This is a genomic window from Pseudomonas sp. OTU5201, from assembly GCF_038440135.1.
Classification (GTDB): Bacteria; Pseudomonadota; Gammaproteobacteria; order Pseudomonadales; family Pseudomonadaceae; genus Metapseudomonas; species Metapseudomonas resinovorans.
Genome location: NZ_JASATC010000101.1, coordinates 1 through 558, shown reverse-complemented (window position 1 = coordinate 558; position 558 = coordinate 1). Strand labels below are relative to the sequence as shown.

At 62.2% G+C, this 558-nt stretch carries 1 protein-coding gene; it reads left to right on the top strand.

Annotation, left to right across the window (positions count from 1 at the left end; all coding sequences use genetic code 11):
• Positions 1–558: proline dehydrogenase family protein (locus AAHM40_RS27030; RefSeq protein WP_342247444.1), on the top strand; the 558-nt coding region annotated here is incomplete at both ends.

Genomic DNA, 558 nt, shown 5'->3' with positions numbered 1-558 from the left:
ATTTCCTATATCGCTTGCGCCCGCAAGCTGCTGGGTGTGCCGGATGTCATCTACCCGCAGTTCGCCACCCACAACGCCCACACCCTGTCGGCCATCTACCAGATCGCCGGCCAGAACTACTACCCGGGCCAGTACGAGTTCCAGTGCCTGCACGGCATGGGCGAACCCCTATACGAGCAAGTGGTGGGCAAGGTTGCCGATGGCAAGCTGAACCGCCCGTGCCGTATTTACGCACCGGTCGGCACCCATGAAACCCTGCTGGCCTACCTGGTCCGCCGCCTGCTGGAAAACGGCGCCAACACCTCGTTCGTCAACCGCATCGCCGACCACAGCATCTCCATCAAGGAGCTGGTGGAAGATCCGGTTGCCAGCGCCGAGGCCATGGCCAGCGTCGAAGGCGCCCTGGGCCTGCCGCACCCGCGCATCCCGCAGCCCAAGACCATCTATGGTGCCGCGCGCAAAAACTCAAACGGCATTGATCTCTCGAACGAGATCAGCCTCACCTTGCTGTCTCATGACCTGCTTGATAGTGGTCAGCTTTGCCGAGAAGCTGGCCCC